The following is a 21,764-nucleotide window of genomic DNA, read 5'->3' on the forward strand; positions in this document are numbered from 1 at the left end:
TGTGGATGGATAAGCAGCGTGACTTCGTTCTTCGCACGATCGAAGAGCGGAGCGTCAAGTTCGTCAGGCTCTGGTTCACCGACGTCGTCGGCACCCTGAAATCGGTGGCGATCGCGCCTGCCGAAGTCGAGGGCGCCTTCACCGAGGGCATCGGCTTCGACGGCTCGGCGATCGAGGGCCTCAGCCGCACGTTCGAGTCCGACCTGCTCGCGTATCCCGACCCGTCGACGTTCCAGACGCTGCCGTGGCGCGGTGACATCGACCCCACCGGGCGCATGTTCTGCGACATCACGACGCCCGACGGCCTGCCGGCGGTGGCCGACCCCCGCAACGTGCTCAAGCGCACGCTCGAGCGCGCGGCAGATCGCGGATTCACGTTCTACACGCACCCCGAGATCGAGTTCTACCTGCTGCGCTCGTCGAAGTACGGCGAAGACGGCCCGCAACCGGTCGACTCGGCCGGCTACTTCGACAACGTGCCCGGCGGCACGGCGCACGACTTCCGACGCCGTTCGGTGCGCATGCTCGAAGACCTCGGCATCTCGGTGGAGTTCAGCCATCACGAGGCGGGTCCCGGTCAGAATGAGATCGACCTGCGGTACGCCGACGCGCTCACCACCGCCGACAACATCATGACCTTCCGCACCGTCGTGAAAGAGGTCGCGATCGAGCAGGGCGTCTATGCCACGTTCATGCCCAAGCCCTTCTCGCAGTACCCGGGCAGCGGCATGCACACCCACCTCTCGCTGTTCGAGGGCGACGCGAACGCCTTCTACGAGCCCGGTGGCCAGTACCAGCTGTCGAAGATCGGGCGGCAGTTCATCGCCGGCCTGCTGCGGCACGCGAACGAGATCTCGGCGGTGACCAACCAGTTCGTGAACTCCTACAAACGGCTGTGGGGCGGCGACGAGGCGCCGAGCTTCATCTGCTGGGGTCACAACAACCGTTCCGCACTGGTGCGCGTGCCGCTCTACAAGCCGAACAAGGGCCAGAGCGCGCGCGTCGAGTATCGCGCGATCGACTCGGCCGCGAACCCCTATCTCGCGTTCTCGCTGCTGCTCGCCGCGGGCATGAAGGGCATCGAAGAAGGCTACGAGCTGCCGCCCGAGGCAGAAGACGACGTGTGGGCGCTCACCGACAGCGAGCGCCGAGCGCTGGGCTACAGCCCGCTGCCGGCGAGCCTCGACCATGCGATCGAGTACATGGAGAGTTCCGAACTGGTCGCCGAGACCCTCGGCGAGCAGGTGTTCAATTACGTGCTCGCGAACAAGCGCGCCGAGTGGCGTGAGTACCGGTCGCAGGTGACGCCGTTCGAGCTGGCGCGCAACCTCGAGATCCTCTGACCTCGCCCCGATGACCCGACAGGTCCCGACTCTCGCTCGTCTCGCACGAGCGGGCTTCGACGAACTCGATCGGGCCGCAGCAGGCATCGAGGCGCTCACCGCTGCGACCTCGGTCTCCGCCGAGCACCTGCTCGAGGCATTCAGCCTCGCGGCCGACCCCGACGAAGCCCTCATCGCGGTGCAGCGGCTGCACGACAGGGCTCCGGCCGAGGTCGCCGCGGTGCTCCTACACCACGCGTCGGCCGGGCGCATGGCCCGACTGCTGGGTGCCTCCCGCGGACTGGGTGACTTTCTGCTGCGGCATCCGTCGGAGATGGCGTTGTTCCACGAGGTCCCCGCGCCGCCGCCGGGTGTCGACGAGTCACGATCCGCCCTCCTGGCGTCGCTCGACGAGCCGCGCGACGCCGGTCGCGCGGCCGACGCCGAAGCGGCCGCGACCCGCATTCGGGTGCGGTACCGGCGGCTGCTCGCCGGCATCGCGCTCTACGACCTCACGCGTGCCGACGCGGTCGACGTCGTCGACGCGATCGGAACGGGCCTCGCCGACCTCGCGGGTGCCACCCTCGACGCGGCGATCGAGGCCGCCAGGCGGTTGGTGAGCCGTTCCGACGGTGACTCGGCGAGCCACGGCACTTTCCCCGCCGCCGAGGTCGCGGCGACCCGTCTCGCCGTCATCGGCATGGGCAAGGCCGGCGCACGCGAGCTCAACTACGTGAGCGACGTCGACGTGATCTTCGTGGCCGAGTCCGGCGACGAAGCGATCGTCAGCACCCCGCGGGCACTCGACATCGCCACCCGGCTCGCGATGACCGCCATGCGGCTCATCTCCGAAGCGGGCATCGAGCCTCCGCTCTGGGAGGTCGACCCGAACCTGCGGCCCGAGGGCAAAGACGGTGCCCTCGTACGCACGCTCGAATCGCACCTGCAGTACTACGAGCGGTGGGCGAAGAGCTGGGAGTTCCAGGCGCTGCTCAAGGCGCGGCCGCTCGCCGGAGATGCCGCCCTCGGCGCACGATACGCGGCCGGTGTGGCACCCAAGGTCTGGTCGAGTTCGAGTCGCGAGGGTTTCGTCGAGTCGGTGCAGCGCATGCGCGAGCGGGTCACCGCGCACATCCCCGCCGACGAGATCGACGTGCAGATCAAGCTCGGACCCGGAGGGCTGCGCGACATCGAGTTCACCGTCCAGCTGCTGCAGCTGGTGCACGGTGCGACCGACGACGCGATCCGACAGCCCGGTACGTTGGCCGCCCTCTCGGCACTCGCCGAACGCGGCTACGTCGGTCGCGAAGAGGCCGCCGAGTTCTCGCGCGACTACCGCATCCTGCGAGTTCTCGAGCATCGCATGCAACTCGATCGGCTGCGACGCACGCACCTGATGCCGCGCGACGAGCGCAGCCTGCGCGTGCTCGCCCGGGCATCGGGGCTCGGCCGCAACGCTGCCGAACTCCAGACCGTGTGGCAGAACACCCGGCAGCGCGTGCGCGGATTGCACGAACGGCTGTTCTACCGGCCCCTGTTGTCGGCGGTCGCCGCACTTCCCGCATCGGGCCTCGAACTCACGAGCGAGCAGGCCGAGGCGCGGCTGGCGGCGATCGGCTTCCACGACCCACGCGGCGCACTCGCCCACATCGCCGCACTCACCGCCGGAGTGAGTCGGCGTGCCGCAATCCAGCGCCACCTCATGCCGGTGCTCATCTCGTGGTTCGCCGACGGCACCGATCCCGATTTCGGGCTGCTGTCGTTCCGCCGGCTGAGCGACACGCTCGGCACGACCCACTGGTACCTGCGGCTCCTGCGCGATTCATCCGACGCCGCACTGCGGCTCACGCGGGTTCTGTCGGGTTCGCGCTTCGCCGCGGCGTTGCTCGAGCGCTCGCCTGAGGCGGTGGCCTGGCTCGAAGACGTCAGCGAGCTTCGGCCTCGATCGCTGTCGTCGCTCGAAGAGGAGTCGCGCGCGGTCCTTCGGCGACACGAGCAGCCCGACGCCGCGGCGAAGATCTTCCGCGCCATGCGCCGACGCGAGGTACTGCGGCTGGCATTGGCCGCGATCCTCGACATGTGCACGGTCGAAGAGCTCGGGCACGGTCTCAGCGACGTCACCGCGAACCACATCGCGTCGCTCGTCGAGGCGATCCGCGGCGACGATCCCGACGGCATCGAGTTCGCTGTCATCGGCATGGGTCGTTTCGGCGGTCGAGAGCTCGGTCTCGGGTCCGACGCCGACATCATCTACGTCTACCGGGCGATCGGCGCCGATGCCGATGCCGACTCGGCGCATCGACGCGCACTGAAGATCGTTGCCGATCTCGTGCGGTTGAGCGAAGACGCGCGGCTCCCGTTCGAACTCGACGCCGACCTGCGCCCCGAAGGTCGCAACGGCGTCGTCGCCCGCTCGCTCGACGCCTACCGCGCATATTACGCCCGGTGGTCGCTCACCTGGGAGGCGCAGGCACTGCTGCGTGCGCGCGGCGTCGCGGGTGATGCAGCGCTCATCGCCGACTTCACCGAGCTCGCCGATTCGGTGCGCTACCCCGCACACATCTCCGATCAAGACGTGCGCGAGGTCAAGCGCATCAAGGCCAGGGTCGAGAACGAGCGGCTGCCGCAGGCCGCCGATCCGACCCGCCACCTCAAGCTCGGGCGTGGTTCCCTCTCCGACGTCGAGTGGTTCGTGCAACTCGAGCAACTGAAGCACGGGGCATCCGTCGCCGACCTGCGCACCCCGTCGACGCTCGGCGCACTGCAGGCCGCAGCCGAGCACGGGTACATCGATGCATCCGACGCCGAGGTGCTGCGTGCGGCGTGGGTGTTCGCGTCGCGTTCACGCTCGGCGCTCACCCTCTGGCTCGACCGCACCACCGACGTGCTGCCGGTCGAGCGCTCACAACTCGAGGGCGTCGCCCGCATCATGGGCTATCCGCCTGGCTCGGGGGCGCAACTCGAGCACGACTACCTGCAGGTCACTCGGCGGGCACGAGCAGTGTTCGAACGCGGGTTCTACGGCGTCGAGCCGCGTCGCGAACCCACAACGGGCTGAGCCTCGATCGGCGCCTCGCGCTCGGCCTCGTGGCCATGCCGAGGGCGGGGATCGACCACCCTCGCTCTTCGCGCGTCATGCCGTGGCGTCGGGCACTTCAGATTGGTTTCTGCGCCAGACGAGGGCGATGCTCACCGCGAACAGCCAGGCGAGTAGCACGATCACGGGGAACAGGAGGATGGCGGCGAGCAGTAACAGGGCCACGGCGAAGCCCAGCCACGACAGCCACTTGGGGATGACTCCCGCTCGGATCCCGAGCACTGACGTGGCCAGTACGAGAAGCGACATCGTCGTGCCGCCGCTGTAAAAGGCGATGTAGCCGGCGCCGTTCAGTAGGCGAAACCCATCGAGATCGAGTTCGTACGCACCGTCGCCGGCTTTCGGCAGGAACGGGAGAACGTAGAGCGTGGCCGCCACGATCCAGAGTGCTGTCGACACAAGCCCGGCCCCGAAGGCAGCCATCGTCCAGACCCCAGCACCGCCTTCGCCCGATTCGAGTCGGCTGCGGAGCACGGCGATGAAGACGATGAGGGGCAGGGATGCCGCAAGCAGGAGGAACTGGGTGATGACCCCCCTGGCTCGCTGGCCTTCGTCGCCGAAGTAGGCCGAGATCTCCGCGTCGGAGTCGCTGCCCTCGACCGTGCCACCCAGGATCACGAATGCAGTCACCCAGAGAATGACGAACAGGGCACCGCTCAGCGCAGCCCAGCGGGCGAACCCTGAGGTCCGCATGATGCCTCCCTCTGCCTGGCACAAGTCTCCGCCCGGCCTACGGGCCCGTCAAGACCCCCGACCGTCGCCGACACGACACAAGGGCCCGCGTCGCAGAACGCGACGCGGGCCCTCGGTTTCGTAACCTGTGGGGTGGATCAGACCCCGTAATACAGCTCGAACTCGAACGGGTGCGGGCGCAGCGCGAGGGGCTTCAGTTCCTTCTCGCGCTTGTAGTCGATCCAGGTCTCGATGAGCTCCTTGGTGAACACGCCGCCCTCGAGGAGGAAGTCGTGGTCGGCCTCGAGCGCGTCGAGGGCCTCGCCCAGCGAACCGGGCACCTGGGGGATCGACTTGGCCTCTTCGGGCGGAAGCTCGTAGAGGTCCTTGTCGACCGGCTCGTGCGGCTCGATGCGGTTGCGGATGCCGTCGACTCCCGCCATGAGCTGTGCCGCGAACGCGAGGTACGGGTTGCCCGACGCGTCGGGAGCCCGGAACTCGATGCGCTTGGCCTTGGGGTTCGTTCCCGTGATCGGGATGCGGATCGACGCAGAACGGTTGCCCGCCGAATAGACCAGGTTCACCGGGGCCTCGAAGCCGGGCACGAGGCGGTGGTACGAGTTGACCGTCGGGTTCGTGAAGGCCAGCACGGCGGGGGCGTGCTTGAGCAGGCCGCCGATGTACCAGCGGGCGAGGTCGGAGAGGCCGCCGTAGCCGGCCTCGTCGTAGAACAGGGGCTTGCCCTCGTTCCACAGCGACTGGTGGGTGTGCATGCCCGAACCGTTGTCGCCGAAGAGCGGCTTCGGCATGAACGTCGCCGTCTTGCCCCACTGGTCGGCGGTGTTCTTGACGATGTACTTGAACTTCAGGATGTCGTCGGCAGCGTGCACCATCGTGTCGAAGCGGTAGTTGATCTCGGCCTGGCCGCCCGTGCCCACCTCGTGGTGCGCCCGCTCGAGGATGAGGCCGGCGTCGATGAGCTTCAGCGAGATGTCGTCGCGCAGGTCGGCCTGCTTGTCGACGGGCGAGACGGGGAAGTAGCCGCCCTTGTACGGGGTCTTGTTGCCGAGGTTGCCGCCCTCTTCGGCGCGGCCCGAGTTCCAGGCGCCCTCTTCGGAGTCGACGGTGTAGAAGCTCGAGTGCTGGTTCACCTCGTAGCGCACGTCGTCGAAGATGTAGAACTCGGCCTCGGGGGCGAAGAACGCGGTGTCGGCGATGCCGGTCGACGCGAGGTACTTCTCGGCCTTCTTCGCGACCTGGCGCGGGTCCTTCGCATAGATCTCGCCGTTGCGAGGGTTGTAGATGTCGAACACCATGATGAGCGTTCGCTCGGCCCGGAACGGGTCGACGTAGGCGGTCGACACGTCGGGGATGAGCTGCATGTCGGACTCGTGGATGTTCGCGAAACCGCGGATCGACGAGCCGTCGAAGAGCTGGCCGACCGTGAAGAACTCCTCGTCTACGGTCGACGCCGGGATGTTGAAGTGCTGCTGCACGCCCGGGAGGTCGGTGAAGCGGATGTCGAGGAACTTGACATCCGTCTCCTTGATGAACTTGAGCACTTCGGACGAATCACTGAACATGTGACGAAATCTCCAACGGGGCGGGCGGGTGGGCCGAACGAACGTTCACAGCCACGAGCGACGCTATCCGCACGCCGTTTCCCCACAGTGACCGGAATGTTTCGGCAATGTTACGCCCAGACCGAGTCGATAGACTCATCGGATGCCGCAATCCACGCCCCAGACGTTCGGCGGTCTCGAGCCGAGTCGCTTCCCGGGCGAGCGACTCGGGCTGCCAGATCACGGCACCGGCTCGGTCGCGCGTGCCGGGCGACGCATCGCCGCACTGCTCATCGACTGGGCCAGCGCGATGCTCACCGCGCTGCTCTTCACGCCCTACGAGTCTGCCGCCTACACGTGGGTGACGCCCCTCGTCTTCGCCGTGCTGCAGGTCGTGTTCATCCCGACCATCGGCGGCAGCGTCGGCCACCGAATCCTGGGCATGCACGTGGCGCCGATCTCGGGCGGGTGGGTCGGGCCGTGGCGACCGATCGTGCGCACCGTGCTGCTCGTGCTCGTCGTGCCCGCGCTCATCTGGGATTCAGACCAACGGGGTTTCCACGACAAGGTCGCCGGCACGGTGCTGTTGCGCGCATAGACGGCGACGCGACATCCGTAGATCTGAACGACGGATGCCGCGTGCGGGGTGTTTCGCGTCAGCGGGCCTTGCCGCGCTGGGGACGGACCTTCATCGGGTCGATGCCCTTCGGAATGGGAAGCTGCGTCTGCAGCGAGTTGAGGCGGTTCGACACCGCGAGCACCTCGGGCTTCGTGAGCGTCTTCTTGGTGGAGCGCAGCGCGCGGGGGAGTCGGTGCAGTTCGATCGAGCCCTCGTCGGTGCCGACCGAGATGAGCGAGATCGGCACGTTCGGCAGCACGCGCTGTACCTTGCGCATCTCGTCGTCGAGCATGCGCTGGGTGCGTGAGACCGGCCCTTCGCTGATGAGCGCGACGCCGCCGCGACCGACTGCGCGGTAGATGGCGTCTTGGGTCTTGCCGTTGACGGCGACGGGCATCTCGTTGCCGACCCAGCCGCCCCGCAGGCCACTGCGCAGCACCGCACCGACGGCCCCGGGCTGACCCTCGATCTGCGAGTAGGCAGCGCGCTCGGCGCGACGGCCGAGCACCACCAGGGCGAGCAGCAGGCCGGCGAGTACACCGGCGATCACCCAGAGCGCGATGGTGAAGCCGTTGCCCTCGCTGAACCAGAGCGCGAGACCCACGCCGATGAGCACCGGCGCGAGGAAAGCGCCGAGCATGAGCCACTGCGCCTTCGGATCGTACCGGCGGGTCATCTGGAAGACCTGCCACATCTGCTTGAAGCGGCCGGGCTCCTTCTGAGCCTTCGATGCGTCCTTCGTGCGTGCCATGGTGTCTAGGATACCGGCGCGCGAGGCCGGCTCGGAACGCACCGGGACACGCGATCCGAGCCGGCCGGCGCCGAACTCAGCCGACCGCTTGAGCGAATCCGAGCGAGGCGTCGGCGAGGTGCGAGAGCTCGTCGGGAAGCGGGCGTCCTTTGGCCTGCATCGACTGCGCCCAGAGGCGCCCCGCACGGTACGACGAGCGCACGAGGGGCCCGGCGAGCACACCCAGGAAACCGATCTCTTCGGCCTCGGCCTTGAGCTCGACGAACTCCTCGGGTCGCACCCAGCGGTCGACGGGGAGGTGTCGCGGGCTCGGCCGAAGGTACTGGGTGATCGTGATGATGTCGGTGCCGGCTTCGTGCAGGTCGCGCAGGGCCTGCGAGATCTCGGCGCGCTCCTCGCCCATGCCGAGGATGAGGTTCGACTTCGTGATCAGCCCGGCGTCGCGGCCCTGGGTGAGCACGTCGAGCGAGCGCTCGTAGCGGAACGCCGGGCGGATCCGCTTGAAGATGCGCGGCACCGTCTCGACGTTGTGGGCGAAGACCTCGGGCCGGGCGTCGAAGACCTGCTGCAGGAGTTCGGGCACCCCGTTGAAGTCGGGCACGAGGATCTCGACGCCGGTACCGGCGGATTGCCGGTGGATCTCGCGGATCGTCTCGGCGTAGAGCCATGCGCCGCCGTCGGACAGGTCGTCGCGGGCCACGCCCGTCACGGTCGAGTAGCGCAACTGCATGCGCACCACCGACTCGCCCACGCGCCGCGGCTCGTCGGCGTCGAAGTCGGCCGGCTTGCCGGTGTCGATCTGGCAGAAGTCGCAGCGACGCGTGCACTGCGAACCCCCGATGAGGAATGTCGCCTCACGGTCTTCCCAGCACTCGTAGATGTTGGGACATCCGGCCTCCTGGCAGACCGTGTGCAGATCTTCGCTCTTGACCAGCGACTGCAGGGCACGATACTCGGGGCCCATCTTCGCTTTGGTCTTGATCCACTCGGGCTTGCGCTCGATGGGCGTCTGGGCGTTACGGACTTCGAGGCGCAACATGCGGCGCCCCCCGGGTGCGGTGCTCATGCGGCGACCGCGCCCTGGGCGTCGGCCTGGAATCGCCGGGTGATCGCGTCGACCAGGTCTTCGGGGGTGACCTCACGCCCGACCTCGCGGCTGATCGTCGTGATGCCGGCATCACGGATGCCGCAGGCGACGATCTTGTCGTAGGGTTCGAGCGAGTTGCTGCAGTTGAGCGCGAAACCGTGCATCGTGACGCCGTCGGCGACGCGGATGCCGATGGCGGCGATCTTGTTCTCGAACCCGGGGCTGCCGACCCAGACGCCCGATCTGCCGTCGACCCTGCGGCCGTCGACGCCGACTTCAGCGAGCACGTCGATGAGGATGCCCTCGAGCCGCCGCACGTAGCCGACCACGTCGACGGGTTCGGGAAGGCGGAGGATCGGATACCCGACCAACTGGCCAGGACCGTGCCAGGTGATCTTGCCGCCGCGGTCGACGTCGATGACGGGAGTTCCGTCTGTCGGCCGCTCATCGGGCGCTGTGCGCTTGCCGGCGGTGTAGACGGAGAGGTGCTCCAGGAGGAGTACGGTGTCGGGGCGTTCGCCCGCGACGACCGCGCGATGGACGGCGCGCTGAAGGTCGAGACCCTCGATGTACGGCACGGAGTTGGCGCTTAGCCCCGTGACGACGATGTCGAGCATTCGGCCAGTCTAGGCGACTCGTCCTCCCCACCCGCACACGTCGACGAAGTGCTCATGCCGATGCCGTCGCAGGCCGGCGCCGCACCGCGCGGCGGCATGATGGGCGAATGCGACGAGCGACTCGAACGACGACTCCCGACCGGCTGGGGCCCGACGCGCCGATCACTATTGCGGCCGCCGCCGCCACCACCCCCGCCCCCGCGGAGCGCACTCTTGCCGGCTACCGGCTTCTGCGCCGCATCGCGAACGGCGATCGCGCCGACGTCTACCTCGCGACCGTCGATCGTGCCGAGCCCGCAGAGGGCGACGCCGCGCCCCTCGTCGCCGTACGGGTCTACGCCGCGAGCGTACCGGGCGAGTCGATCGCCACCGAGATCGAGGCGATGACCGCCGACACCTCGGGGGCGTTGCCCGCGCTCTACGATGTCGCGACACTCGACGACGGGCGCTGCTGCCTTGCTGTCGAGCGCCTCCCGGGTCCCACGCTCGCCGGCCTGCTCGTCGGCAGGACCCTCGACCCCGGCGAGGTGGTGACCATACTCGCCCCGGTTGTCGCGGCGATCGCCGAATTGGCCGAGGCGGGATTCGTGCACACGAGGCTGTCGGCCGGCGACGTGATCCTCGACGCAACCGGGCGTCCGCGCATCATCGGGCTCGGCGCGCTGCACCGGCTGCCGGTTCACGCGCAGTACGGCGAACGCACCGACCTTCTGCGCATGGGGCACGAGGTGCTCGCCGACCTGATCGACGACGTCACGCGAGCGGCGCGCCCGCCGGGGGTCTTCGACAAGACCACCGAGGTCATCCGCGCCGCGCTCGCGACGCGGCCGTTCGTGCCCTGCGAGCGCGACGTCGAACGGGCGCTCTTCGACGCCGCGACGCCGACCCCGGTCACGGGTGTGGCCGTGCGGCGACGGTCGGCGACCTTGCCGAGCCGCTTGACGGCGCCCGTGCTCGAACGCGACGCGACCGCGGTCGACGAGGCGCCACCTCGGCGGCGGCAAGGGGCGCTCACCGCGCTCGCCCAGATCGCGCAGCTACCGTTGCCGGCTCGATCTGCGCAAGAACTCGCCGACGTCGCCGACCGCGATCATGCGGCGACGGTCGTCGCCAGGGTCAGAATGCGACTGTCCGGCCGTCGTCGAGTCGTTCTGGTCGGGGGCCTGCTCGGAGGTGCGGCCCTCGTGCTCATGCTGACGCTCGTGCCCCCATCGCCCACAGGGCGCGGATCCGCCGCCGAAGCGGGTGCGGCCAACCCGCACGCCGGCGCCACGAGTGCGAACGGCGCACCCGTTGCCTCGACCGCAGCCCCTGCAGCGACCGCACTGCCCGAGGCGGGCAGTGCGGTGCCGCCGTCCGTGGGCGGCGAAGCTGCTGAACCCGATCTCGACGCCGTGGGTGCTGCGGCGCAACTCCTCGAGTTGCGGGCGAGTTGTCTCGCGACGCTCGACCAGGCGTGTCTCGCCCAGGTCGTGCAACCCGACTCGGCGATCGAGCGCTCAGATCTCGATCTGTTGGCGCAAGCGCGGTCGGGCGGGGCGGTACCGGTCGACGGGTTCGCGCTCGACGCGATCACGGTCACCGCCGAGATGGGGTCGGCGGTGCTGCTGTCGGTTCCCTACACCGAAGCGCAACGAGAGTCGGCCTCGCTCCTCGTGATGAGGGGCGAGGCCGGCTGGCGACTGCGTGAGCTCTTCGACTAGATGCCGAGGTCGCCCTCGAACGCACCCTCTTCGAGGCGCTCCTTGACCGCTGTGAGGAAGCGGGCCGCGTCGGCACCGTCGATGATGCGATGGTCGTACGACAGCGCGAGGTAGACCATCGATCGCACGGCGATCGCGTCGGCGCCGTCTTGACTGACCACGACCGCGCGCTTGACGACGGTACCGGTGCCGAGAATGGCCGACTGCGGCAGGAACACGACAGGCGTGTCGAACAGCGCTCCGCGCGAGCCGGTGTTCGTGAGGGTGAACGTGCCACCCGAGAGCTCGTCGGGCTTCAGCTGATTGTTGCGCGTGCGCTCGGCCAGGTCGGCGATCTGCGCGGCGAGGCCCGCGAGGTCGAGTTCGGCCGAGTTGCGAATGACCGGAGTGAGCAAGCCGCGTTCGGTGTCGACCGCGATGCTCATGTTCTCGCTGGCGGGGTAGACGATGTTGTCGCCGTCGACCGTCGAGTTGACGATCGGATACGCCTGGAGCGCTTCGGCGGCGGCCATCGCGAAGAACGGCAGGAACGACAGCTTGTTGCCGGTCTTGGCGAGGAAGTCGGCCTTCACCTTGTCGCGCAGACGAGCGACGCGGGTGACATCGACCTCGACGACCGTCGTGAGCTGGGCGGTCGAGGTCATCGAGACGACGGCACGCTCGGCGACGACCTTGCGAAGGCGCGTCATGGGCACCGTCGTGCCGCGCAACGGCGACGGTTCGAGCGGCTGACGCGCAGCAGGGGCGGCGGCGGGAGCGGCCTGAGCCGAGATGACGTCTTGCTTGCGGATTCGACCGCCGACACCCGTGCCGGTGACGCTCGCGAGGTCGACGCCCTGCTCGTTCGCGAGCTTGCGAACGATCGGGGTGACGTAGCCCGAGGGCCCGGCGTGCGAGCCGGAGGCGGCCGGTGCGGGTGCAGCGACCGGTGCGGGTGCAGCGACCGGTGCGGGTGCAGTGGCCGGTGCGGGTGCAGTGGCCGGTGCGGGTGCGGCCGCTGGTGCGGGTGCAGCCGCCGGAGCGGGCGGTGCCGCAGGCGCGGCAGGTGCGGGCTCGGGTGCGGCGGGCGCTGCGGCGGGCTCGGGGATGGGTGCCGGCTCAGGAGCGGGTGCCGGCTCGGCAGCAGGTGCGGCTTCAGGCGCCGGCGCTGCCTCTGCAGCGGGTGCGGCTTCAGGCGCCGGCGCTGCCTCTGCAACGGGTGCAGCCTCGGGCGCTGCGGCGGCACCAGAGCCGTCGCCGATCGTCACGAGGGCGGTGCCCACCTCGACGGTCTCGTCTTCTTGGACGAGGATCGCCTCGATGACCCCCGCAACCGGCGACGGGATCTCGGTGTCGACCTTGTCGGTCGAGACCTCGAGCAGCGGCTCGTCGACCTCGACACGGTCGCCGACATTCTTCAGCCAGCGGGTGACCGTGCCTTCAGTGACACTCTCACCGAGTGCCGGGAGGCTGACGGATTCGCTCATGCGCTTGTCTCCTTCACAGCGTGGAACGCGTTCTAGCTTATTGCAGCGTGGTTTGGGGCGGTTGGATCAGATCGCGTGCAGCGGCTTGCCGGCGAGCTTCAGCACCGCTTCGCCGAACGCCTCGCCCTGGGTCGGGTGCGCGTGGATGAACGGGGCGATGTCTTCGGGGTACGCCTCCCAGTTGACCGCGAGCTGCGCCTCGGCGATGAGCTCGCCCGCGCGGCCGGCGATGATGTGCACGCCGACGATCGGGCCGTCGTTGACCCGCACGACCTTGACTGAACCGGTCGTGCCGAGGATGCTGCTCTTACCGTTGCCGGCGAGGTTGTAGTCGAACGCGCTGACCTGGTCGGCGCCGAACTTCTCGGCCGCCTTCGCCTCGGTGTAGCCGACTGACGCGATCTCGGGCTCGCAGTAGGTGATCTTGGGGATGTTGACGTCTTCGACGATGATCGGGCTGAGTCCGGCGATCTCTTCGGCGACGAAGATGCCCTGCTGGTAGCTGCGGTGCGCGAGCTGGAGGCCGGGCACGATGTCGCCGACGGCGTAGATGCCCGGCACATTCGTCTCGAGTCGCTCGTTGGTGGGCACGAAACCGCGATCGAGCGTGACACCGACCTCTTCATAGCCGAGGTTCTCGGTGACCGGGCCACGGCCGACGGCGACGAGCAGCAACTCGGCCTCGTAGGTCTGGCCGTTCTCGAGGGTGACGACGACGCCCTGGTCGTTCTGGGTGACACTCTGGAACCGCACGCCGAGCGAGTACTCGATGCCGCGCTTGCGGAACGCGCGCTCGAGCTGCTTCGAGACGGATTCGTCTTCGTTGGGGACGAGGTGGGGGAGCGCCTCGATGATGGTCACCTCTGCGCCGAAGGAGCGCCAGACACTCGCGAACTCGACGCCGATGACGCCGCCGCCGAGCACGGCGACCTTCTTGGGCACGAAGTCGAGTTCGAGCGCGTGCTCGCTCGTGATGACGCGCCCGCCGATGTCGAGGCCGGGAAGCGACTTGGAGTATGAGCCGGTCGCGAGCACGATGTTCTTACCGACGTAGCGGTCGTCGCCCACCTGCACGGCGTTCGCGGCGACGAGGCGGCCCTCGCCTTCGATGACCGGGATGCCGCGCGCCTTCAGCAGGCCCTGCAGGCCCTTCCACTTGCTCGAGACGATGCCCTCGCGGTAGGCCGCGACGCCGCTCATGTCGATGCCGTCGAACGCGGCCTTGATGCCGTACTTCGCGGCGTCTTTCGAGACCTCGGCGACCTCGGCGGCGTGCAGCAACGCCTTGGTCGGGATGCAGCCTCGGTGCAGACACGTGCCGCCCAGCTTGTCCTTCTCGATCACCGCGGCCGTCAGGCCGAGTTCGACGGCGCGGATGGCTGCGGCATAACCCGCGCTTCCGCCGCCCAGGACGACAATGTCAAAGTTCTGCTCGGACAACCGCAATCTCCCTTGCGCACCTGATCTGCGACACGGACTGCCTGCGGCTCGTCGCCGCGGCAGGCGTATGGGCGACGTTCTCGCCCATACGACCTTACTACCCTGCGGAGAGCTGCTCGCCCAGCCGCACGAGGGTGCGGACCGCGGCGCCGGTCGCCCCCGTGCCGGTGAAACCCCAGCCGGCGCCGGAGTTGTGCGCGGGCCCGGCGATGTCGATATGCGCCCACGGAATGCGCGTGTCGGCACCCTCGCGCGTGCCCACGAACTGCTGCAGGAAGACGCCGGCGAGCAGCATGCCGGGCACGGTCATGCCGAGCTTCGTGTTCGCGAGGTCGGCCACGTCGGACTTCAGCAGCGGGAGCAGGTTGCCGGGCAACGGCATCGGCCAGCTCGCCTCGTCGACCGCGTCGGCAGCGGCGCGAACCTTGGCCACCAGTTCGTCATCGCCCATGAGTCCGGCGATACGGTGGCCGAGTGCGACGACCTGAGCGCCGGTGAGCGTCGCGACGTCGACGATCGCATCGGGCTGCTCGTCGCTCGCGGCGACGAGGGCGTCGGCGAGCACCAGACGGCCCTCAGCGTCGGTGTTCACGACCTCCACCGTCTTTCCGCCGCGGATGCGAAGCACATCGTTCGGCCGGGTGGCCGTGCCCGAGGGCATGTTCTCTGCGAGGCAGAGCCATCCCGATACGCGCACCGGCACCTCGAGCTCGGCGAGCGCGACGATCGTCGCGAGCACGGCCGCGGCGCCGGCCATGTCGGTCTTCATGCCGACCATCGACGCCATCGGCTTGAGCGAGAGTCCGCCGGAATCGAACGTGATGCCCTTGCCGACGAGCGCGAGGTGCACGGATGCCCCTTCCGGCGCCCATTCGAGGCGCACGAGCCGCGGTCCGCGGCTCGAGCCCCTGCCCACGCCGAGGATGCCGCCGAAGCCGTCGGCCTCGAGTTCGGCCTCGTTCCAGACCTTCGCGGAGACCCCCGCCTCGGTCGCAGCCTTCACCGCGATGTCGGCGAAGCTCTCGGGATACAGCTCTGCCGGCGAGGCATTCACGAGATCCTTGGTGCGCGCGACTGCGGCGACGACGGCGCGAACACGCTCGAGGCCGACGCGGTCGGCCGTGAGCGCGGTGTGCAGGTCGATGCGGGTCACCGACGGCTTCGCGTCGGTGCGGTACTCGTTGTAGGCGTATGCGCCGAGCGCGGCGCCCTCGAGCAGCGCGGCAGCGGTCTCGGTGTCGTCGGCGGGCACGGCGATCGCGACCGACGCCGTGTCGGTCAGCTTCCGAACCGCGGTTCCGGCGGCGAGACGCAGGCTCGCGACATCCGCACGCTCGCCGATGCCGGCGACGGCCACGACCCTCGGGCCGCCGTCAGCGCCCGGGAGCCGGGTGAGTTCGTCGGCGGCGCCGCTGGCGCCGAGGGTGGTGAGCAGCGGTGCGACCCAGTCGAATCCGTCGGCGGCGAGCAGTTCGGGTCCGTCGGCGCCCTTGCGCGCGGCGAGCAGCACGACGTCGGCGTCGGCGCTGGCGGCGGGGGAGTCGGTGACCGAGAGTGAGGGAACGTTCATGACAGCGATCGTACGTGTTCGCTCTCGGCATGTCGGGCCCCGCCCCCGTGCCGGCGGTCGCGGGGATGCGGCGTCACTAGGCTGGAAACATGCGCGATCCCCGTTCCCTCTACGAGCTGAACCCGGATGTCTCGGTGCCACCCGGACTCCCGCTCGTGGCCGGGCTCACCGGATTCGCCGATGCCGGCGGCGCCGTCGCCCAGACGACCGAGTACCTGCGATCGACGCTCGACACGACCGTCGTCGCCACGTTCGACGTCGACGAACTGCTCGATTATCGGGCACGTCGACCCATCATCCTGTTCGAGGGCGACCACCTCACCGAGTACACGCCGCCCCGGCTCGCGCTCGACCTCGCGCGCGATGAACTGGGCCAGCCGTTCCTGTTGCTCACCGGGTTCGAGCCCGACTTCCGGTGGGAGCAGTTCACGGCGGCCGTGCTGGCCCTCATCGATGGGTTGCAGGTCTCGTCGACGACGTGGATCAAAGCCATTCCGATGCCGGTGCCGCACACCCGGCCGATCAGCGTCACGGTGAGCGGCAATCGCCAAGAACTCATCGAGCAGATGTCGGTGTGGCGGCCGACGACCCAGGTGCCTTCGAACGTGCTGCACCTGCTCGAGCTTCGCCTGCATGAGCTCGAACGATCGACCACCGGCTTCGTGCTGCTGATTCCGCACTACCTGAACGACGCCGAGTTCCCATCGGCCGCGGTGGCCGCACTCGAGGCGATCAGTGCATCGACCGGGCGGATCTTCCCGACGGACATGCTGCGAGAACAGGGTCGTGACTTCGTGGCGCGCATCGATGAGCAGGTCGCCGAGAACGGCGAACTCGCGAAGCTCGTGCACACGCTCGAGGAGCGACATGACGCGTACATGCAGGGCACGACGCTGCGGTCGCCGCTCACCGACGAAGACGGCGAACTGCCCTCGGCCGATGAGATCGCCGCCGAGCTCGAGAAGTTCCTCGCGTTCCGGCGAACGCGCGACGACGAGGGGCCCAAGGGCTGACGCGGCGAGGGGAATGCCCGTGCTCGCCTGAGCGTTGTCACTCATCGAGACGACGCGGCGTCCGACGTGCGCTCTGAAAGGGATACGGCCTGTATAATGGTGATCAGGACCCGTTCTGGTTCGCGGGTGCGAATTTCATCGCACCGTTCTCGCGGACTTGACATGGGTCCTCATAGTGTCCGAAAACGACCGGATCGAGCATGAGCCGCCGCCTCCGACAGGGCGAGCGCCGCGCGACGGCAGGAGAGGTTCAACGAATGGCAACGACCAAGGCGAAGGCGCAGGCGGCGAGCGAGGCTGAGAAGCCGGCCGCGAAGCGTGCGACCGCCACCAAGTCGGCCGCACCGAAGTCGACGGCAGCGAAGGCCCCCGCGAAGGCGCAGGCTCCCAAGTCGACGGCGAAGACCACGCCGGCGAAGGCGACCACCGCGGCGAAGGTCGCGCGCACGAGCACGGCCAAGAGTGCGGCGAAGCCGCGCACGAAGGCGGCCGGCGCGTCCGGGTCCGACGACGAGGTCGACCCTGCTGAGGTCGAGGAGGTCGCGGTCGACCACGGCGACACGGCCGACCACGCGGCATCCGACGACGACAACACCAAGCCGATCCCGGTCGAGCCGCACCCGACCGGTGCCCTGGTGCTGCGCGCCGTCGACGACGAAGACGAGGTTCCGGTCTATTCGGCAGCCATCACCGGCGCAACCGCCGACCCCGTCAAGGACTACCTGAAGCAGATCGGAAAGGTCGCGCTGCTGAACGCGGCCGAAGAGGTCGAGCTCGCCATGCGCATCGAGGCGGGCCTGTTCGCCGAGGAGAAGCTGTCGGCGTTGTCCGACGCCGAGAAGCGCTCGCAGCTCGGTCGTGAACTGCAGTGGGTCGCCAAAGACGGGCAGCGCGCCAAGAGCCACCTGCTCGGCGCCAACCTGCGTCTCGTGGTATCGCTCGCGAAGCGCTACACGGGTCGCGGCATGCAGTTCCTCGACCTCATCCAAGAGGGCAACCTGGGCCTCATCCGCGCGGTCGAGAAGTTCGACTACACCAAGGGCTTCAAGTTCTCGACGTACGCCACCTGGTGGATCCGCCAGGCGATCACCCGCGCCATGGCCGACCAGGCGCGCACGATCCGCATTCCGGTGCACATGGTCGAGGTCATCAACAAGCTCGCCCGCGTGCAGCGCCAGATGCTGCAAGACCTCGGTCGCGAGCCCACGCCCGAAGAGCTCAGCCGCGAACTCGACATGACCCCCGAGAAGGTCATCGAGGTGCAGAAGTACGGCCGTGAGCCGATCTCGCTGCACACGCCGCTCGGCGAAGACGGCGACAGCGAGTTCGGCGACCTCATCGAAGACACCGAGGCGGTCGTGCCGGCCGACGCCGTGGGCTTCACGATGCTGCAGAAGCAGCTCGAGAGCCTGCTCGACTCGCTGAGCGAGCGTGAGGCGGGCGTCATCCGCATGCGCTTCGGCCTCGGCGACGGAATGCCGAAGACCCTCGACCAGATCGGCGACACGTTCGGCGTCACGCGTGAGCGCATCCGCCAGATCGAGTCGAAGACGATGGCGAAGCTGCGCCACCCGTCGCGGTCGCAGTCGCTGCGCGACTACCTCGAGTAGGCCGCCGGTGCGCGCTGGTTTTCTGCGCTATGGGCCGGCCATCCTCGTCGGCAGATTCGTGAGATTCGCCGCCAGGCTTCGTAAGCCCGGCGGCGGATCCGCGATTCCGGGGCTCATCGTCAATACGATCGCGCCCGGCTATCTCAAGCGCACCCTGTCGGGCTTCCCGCAGGGTCTCGTGGTGGTGTCGGGCTCGAGCGGCAAGTCGACGACGACGAAGATGCTCGTCGCGATCCTGCGCGCCCACCACGTCGACGTGTTCACCAACCCCTCGACGGCGAACATCAGCCAGGGACTCACCTCGGCGCTGCTCGAACGAGCCGACTGGCAGGGCCGCGTGCCCGGCGACATCGCAGTGCTCGAGATGGACGAAGGACACGGCGCGCTCGTGATGCAGGGAGTCGACGCCCGTGTCGTCGCGCTCACGAACGTGATGGTCGACCAGATCGACCGGTTCCACGACTCCGACATGGTCGCGGGCATGCTCGCGCGCATCGCGGTGCAAGCTCACGAGGCCGTCGTCGTGAACGCCGACGACGCCAACCTCGAACGGCTGGCCGGGCAGTTGCGAACCGATGTCGCGGTGCACCGGTTCGGTGTCTCGGCAGCGGTGCTCGACGCCTCGCCGCGGGGTCTCGGCTACACCGAGACGTCGCCCGAACGGCTCGTCGCGGGCGCCGGCGTTCGCGTCATCGCGGTGAACGGCGCCGAGGCGGTGCTCGACGATGGCGGCACATCCGTCGCGATCGGCCTGCCGGCCCGCGGTACCCACTACGCCGTCGATGCCGCCGCAGCCTACTCGACGGCGCGGGCGGTGCTGGGCGATCGCTTCGCGTCGGCGACCGCATCGCGCGCGCTCAGCGAGATTCCGGCGGTCTTCGGCCGCGGTGAGCGGGTGAGGGTCAGGGGGCACGATGTCGAGTTCGTGCTCGTGCAGAACCCGGCCAGCTACCAGCTCAACGTCGACTCGATCGCGCCGGGCACCGAGCAGATCCTCTTCGCGATCGGTTCCGACGTGCGCGACCCGTCGTACTTCTGGCCGACCGACGCGTCATCGCTCGGTCGCGTCTCGATCGTGAGCGGTTCGAAAGCGGCCGAGGCCGCGCTCATGCTCGCCTACGACGGCGTCGAGATCGACCGGGTCGAACCCGACCTCGGCCGAGCGCTCGACGACTTCCTCGCGGCGCCTGCACCCGCGTCGAGTGTGAAGACCATCGTGTTCTCGGCCGACGCGATGCGACGCACCCGCGCCCACCTCGGACTCACAGGAGCGGAATGACTCTCACCATCGTCTCGCTGCTGCCGCGACTGCAGAACACGAACGGCGACGCCGAGAACGCCGCCGTGCTCGCTGCCCGCGCCCGATGGGCGGGGCTCGAGTCCGTGGTCGTTCCGGTGGATCGCCGCGCCGACCTCCCCGCCCGGGTCGATGCGATCGTGCTCGGCTCCGGCGACGACTCGTCGCTCGAGGCGGCGCGTGACGCGCTGGGCGAGTTCCACGACGACCTGCGCACGTGGGGCACCGAGGGCGTTCCGATCCTGGCGGTCGGCACCGGCTGGGAGCTGCTCAGCTGGGGCATCGAGCTTCACGTCGGCGTCGTCGAGGGTCTCGGCATCCTGCCCGGGCGAGCGGTGCCGCGCGACGGGCGCGTGACCGGCGACATCGTGCTCTCGTCGCCCCGCTTCGGCATGCTCGTGGGGTTCGAGAACCACGCTCGCGACTACGTCGGCGCCGAGGGATCGCCGCTCGGGCGCACGCGGGCGGGCACTGGCAACGGGCGCGATTCCGGTCAGGAGGGCGTCGTCATGGGCAACGTCATCGGCACCCACCTGCACGGACCCGTGCTCGCGAAGAACCCCGCGTTCGCCGATGCCCTGCTCGCCGAGATCACGTCACGAGCCGGCCTCGAGTACGCCGTCGGCTCGCACGCCGCGGTGGTCGATGCCTACGCCGCGGCGGCGCGGGAGTCGCAGTTGGCCGGGGTTGCGAAGACTGCCGCCGAACCGGCATGAGCCGACCGGATGACGCGCGCTGCAGTGACGCGCGCCGCGAGTGACGTCAGGGGTCGCGCAGGTCGTCCAGGAAGTCGACCAGCACCGGATTGAAACGTGCCGGGTCTTCAACGCTCGGCAGATGACCGGCCCAGTCGAGTCGCTCATGCACGGCACCGTCGATGTGCTCGGCCAGGAACACGGCGACCCCCTGCATGCCGTCGAGGTCGTGGGCGCCTGAGAGCACCAGGGTCAGCGCACTGATCTCGCGCAGATCGAAGTCGTCGCGGACGGCGGCGACATCGGGTGCCGCGAGCTGCACCTCGAACGCGTGCCGCTGCATGCGCGAGACGAGCTCCCGCGTGGACTCACCGGCCGCCGGGCCGAGCCACGTGCGCACGTTCAGGGCGACTGCGCCGCCGATGTCGCCGGCTTCGAGCAGGGCATCTTCTTCGGCGCCGAACGCCCGCAGGTCGTCAGTCGGCTCGACGAGCCGACTGGCGGGGCACACCAGCAACAGCCGCGTCACTCGCGATGGCCAGCGAGCCGCGAACTCCTGTGCGACGCGGCCGCCGAATGAGGATCCGATGAGGGCGGCTCGTTCGATGCCGTAGTGGTCGAGGAGGCGCAGGATGTCGCGGGCCTCGTCGTACGCCGACGCGGGCGCCGGTGTCTCGCCGTACCCGCGGAAGTCGGGTCGCATGACCCGGAATCCCGCGTCGGTGAGCAATCGCCATTGGGGGTCCCACATGCGGCGATCGCAGACGGACGAGTGGAGCAGTACGACGGCAGGACCGTCTCCGGCGATCTCATGTGCGAGTGTCATCGTCGGGAGCGTATGGGCGAACGGTCGCACACGGCAAATCAACTGCTGCCCCTGACAGCCGGCAAACGTCGAAACGCCCCGGGCGACCGGGGCGTTTCAACGAAGGTTATGGGTGTCGGTCAGCGCCCGTCGTCGGTCAGCAGACGGCTCGACTCGTCGTGCCAGCTGTGCGCGATCTGCGAGAGCTTCTCTTGGTGCTTGCGGCCGTGGTGAGCGCAGAACAGCAGTTCGCCGCTCGCGACGACCACACGGATGTAGGCCTGCGCGCCGCAGGCATCGCACCGGTCGAGGGCAGTGAGCTCGTAAGGGGTCTCGAGTTCATCGACAGCACCGGTGGTTTCGGTGTACTGGGTCATGGCTCCTCCTTCGTGCTCAGCTCGACATTCCGTTCATCAATGTAAACACGGACCCGAGCCG

At 68.8% G+C, this 21,764-nt stretch carries 18 protein-coding genes; 8 read left to right on the forward strand and 10 right to left on the reverse strand.

From position 1 onward, the window contains the following. Positions 1–5 precede the first annotated feature (5 nt). Together ABD164_RS11360 and ABD164_RS11365 are read left to right on the forward strand one after the other, a co-directional pair. Positions 6–1,343: a glutamine synthetase family protein gene (locus ABD164_RS11360; protein WP_344296206.1), complete on the forward strand. Its 1,338-nt coding sequence runs from the start codon at positions 6–8 to the stop codon at positions 1,341–1,343. A gap of 10 nt (positions 1,344–1,353) precedes the next feature. After that, positions 1,354–4,380, forward strand: a complete 3,027-nt coding sequence (locus tag ABD164_RS11365; RefSeq protein WP_344296208.1) for a bifunctional [glutamine synthetase] adenylyltransferase/[glutamine synthetase]-adenylyl-L-tyrosine phosphorylase — start codon at positions 1,354–1,356, stop codon at positions 4,378–4,380. Between the two features lie 75 nt (positions 4,381–4,455). Here ABD164_RS11365 and ABD164_RS11370 read toward each other — a convergent pair whose 3' ends face one another. Beyond that, complete coding sequence (locus tag ABD164_RS11370; RefSeq protein ID WP_344296210.1) at positions 4,456–5,112, reverse strand: hypothetical protein; 657 nt, start codon at positions 5,110–5,112, stop codon at positions 4,456–4,458. A gap of 137 nt (positions 5,113–5,249) precedes the next feature. Continuing rightward, positions 5,250–6,674, reverse strand: coding sequence for a type I glutamate--ammonia ligase (gene glnA / locus ABD164_RS11375; protein ID WP_344296211.1), 1,425 nt, complete (start codon positions 6,672–6,674; stop codon positions 5,250–5,252). Between the two features lie 142 nt (positions 6,675–6,816). Between glnA and ABD164_RS11380 the strand changes: the two genes are divergently transcribed. Beyond that, on the forward strand, positions 6,817–7,251 hold the full coding sequence (locus ABD164_RS11380; protein ID WP_344296213.1) for an RDD family protein: 435 nt from the start codon (positions 6,817–6,819) through the stop codon (positions 7,249–7,251). Positions 7,252–7,309: 58 nt separating this feature from the next. On the opposite strand, the gene ABD164_RS11385 is transcribed toward ABD164_RS11380, so the two are convergent. The 3 genes from ABD164_RS11385 to lipB form a co-directional block, all read right to left on the reverse strand. Continuing rightward, positions 7,310–8,023: a DUF4191 domain-containing protein gene (locus ABD164_RS11385; RefSeq protein ID WP_344296215.1), complete on the reverse strand. Its 714-nt coding sequence runs from the start codon at positions 8,021–8,023 to the stop codon at positions 7,310–7,312. Positions 8,024–8,099: 76 nt separating this feature from the next. Then, complete coding sequence (gene lipA, locus ABD164_RS11390; protein ID WP_344296217.1) at positions 8,100–9,089, reverse strand: lipoyl synthase; 990 nt, start codon at positions 9,087–9,089, stop codon at positions 8,100–8,102. Continuing rightward, positions 9,086–9,727: a lipoyl(octanoyl) transferase LipB gene (gene lipB, locus ABD164_RS11395; RefSeq protein ID WP_344296219.1), complete on the reverse strand. Its 642-nt coding sequence runs from the start codon at positions 9,725–9,727 to the stop codon at positions 9,086–9,088. Before lipB ends, lipA begins: the two co-directional genes overlap by 4 nt. Positions 9,728–9,834: 107 nt before the next feature. Here lipB and ABD164_RS11400 point away from each other — a divergent pair, with 107 nt between their 5' ends. Beyond that, on the forward strand, positions 9,835–11,430 hold the full coding sequence (locus ABD164_RS11400) for a serine/threonine-protein kinase (RefSeq protein WP_344296221.1): 1,596 nt from the start codon (positions 9,835–9,837) through the stop codon (positions 11,428–11,430). Here ABD164_RS11400 and sucB read toward each other — a convergent pair. From sucB to ABD164_RS11415, 3 genes are all read right to left on the reverse strand, one after another. Further along, positions 11,427–12,896, reverse strand: coding sequence for a 2-oxoglutarate dehydrogenase, E2 component, dihydrolipoamide succinyltransferase (sucB, locus tag ABD164_RS11405; RefSeq protein WP_344296223.1), 1,470 nt, complete (start codon positions 12,894–12,896; stop codon positions 11,427–11,429). The two genes, ABD164_RS11400 and sucB, sit on opposite strands and share 4 nt — an antisense overlap. A 66-nt stretch (positions 12,897–12,962) precedes the next feature. Beyond that, positions 12,963–14,336 (reverse strand): dihydrolipoyl dehydrogenase, encoded by a 1,374-nt coding sequence (lpdA, locus tag ABD164_RS11410; protein ID WP_344296225.1) that lies wholly within the window; start codon positions 14,334–14,336, stop codon positions 12,963–12,965. Positions 14,337–14,433: 97 nt separating this feature from the next. Beyond that, positions 14,434–15,906 (reverse strand): leucyl aminopeptidase, encoded by a 1,473-nt coding sequence (locus ABD164_RS11415; protein ID WP_344296227.1) that lies wholly within the window; start codon positions 15,904–15,906, stop codon positions 14,434–14,436. An 89-nt stretch (positions 15,907–15,995) separates the two neighbouring features. Between ABD164_RS11415 and ABD164_RS11420 the strand changes: the two genes are divergently transcribed. From ABD164_RS11420 to ABD164_RS11435, 4 genes are all read left to right on the forward strand, one after another. After that, the gene (locus ABD164_RS11420; RefSeq protein WP_344296229.1) at positions 15,996–16,919 is read left to right on the forward strand and encodes a proteasome assembly chaperone family protein; all 924 of its coding nucleotides are present in this window, start codon (positions 15,996–15,998) and stop codon (positions 16,917–16,919) included. A gap of 257 nt (positions 16,920–17,176) precedes the next feature. Continuing rightward, entirely contained in the window at positions 17,177–18,529 is a 1,353-nt protein-coding gene (locus ABD164_RS11425) for an RNA polymerase sigma factor (RefSeq protein WP_344296231.1), read from the forward strand. A 58-nt stretch (positions 18,530–18,587) separates the two neighbouring features. Further along, positions 18,588–19,808, forward strand: a complete 1,221-nt coding sequence (locus ABD164_RS11430; RefSeq protein WP_344296233.1) for a Mur ligase family protein — start codon at positions 18,588–18,590, stop codon at positions 19,806–19,808. After that, positions 19,805–20,542 (forward strand): type 1 glutamine amidotransferase, encoded by a 738-nt coding sequence (locus ABD164_RS11435; RefSeq protein WP_344296235.1) that lies wholly within the window; start codon positions 19,805–19,807, stop codon positions 20,540–20,542. Before ABD164_RS11430 ends, ABD164_RS11435 begins: the two co-directional genes overlap by 4 nt. A 46-nt stretch (positions 20,543–20,588) precedes the next feature. On the opposite strand, the gene ABD164_RS11440 is transcribed toward ABD164_RS11435, so the two are convergent. Together ABD164_RS11440 and ABD164_RS11445 are read right to left on the reverse strand one after the other, a co-directional pair. Next, positions 20,589–21,347 (reverse strand): alpha/beta fold hydrolase, encoded by a 759-nt coding sequence (locus ABD164_RS11440; RefSeq protein WP_344296236.1) that lies wholly within the window; start codon positions 21,345–21,347, stop codon positions 20,589–20,591. Between the two features lie 119 nt (positions 21,348–21,466). After that, complete coding sequence (locus tag ABD164_RS11445) at positions 21,467–21,703, reverse strand: DUF7455 domain-containing protein (RefSeq protein WP_344296237.1); 237 nt, start codon at positions 21,701–21,703, stop codon at positions 21,467–21,469. Positions 21,704–21,764: the final 61 nt, after the last annotated feature.

The organism is Agromyces neolithicus, from assembly GCF_039529735.1.
Lineage (GTDB): Bacteria > Actinomycetota > Actinomycetes > Actinomycetales > Microbacteriaceae > Agromyces > Agromyces neolithicus.